1 pseudogene is annotated in these 250 nt (G+C 59.6%); it reads left to right on the forward strand.

Going from position 1 to position 250, the window contains the following annotated elements:
- Positions 1–250: pseudogene (locus tag QVO43_RS02115) on the forward strand (CitMHS family transporter); the annotation flags it as partial.

Genomic DNA, 250 nt, shown 5'->3' on the forward strand with positions numbered 1-250 from the left:
AAGGCTATGGCCCAGATGCTGATTGCCATCGTCCCGGCAGCTCTGGGGCCCCATCTGCAGGATGTGTTCGGATTCTTCGCCGTACCCATCGGCATGATGCTGGGTACCGACTCCTACTTCTTCGGCCTGCTGCCTCTGGCCATCGGCGTTGGCCAGCAGTTCGGCGTTGATCCTCACAACATGGCCATGGCCATGCTGATCGGGAAGAACTACGGCGTTATGGTTACTCCTCACGCTGCCACCACCTTCC

It is taken from the genome of Acidaminococcus sp. CAG:542 (assembly GCF_000437815.1).
Taxonomy (GTDB): Bacteria; Bacillota; Negativicutes; order Acidaminococcales; family Acidaminococcaceae; genus Acidaminococcus.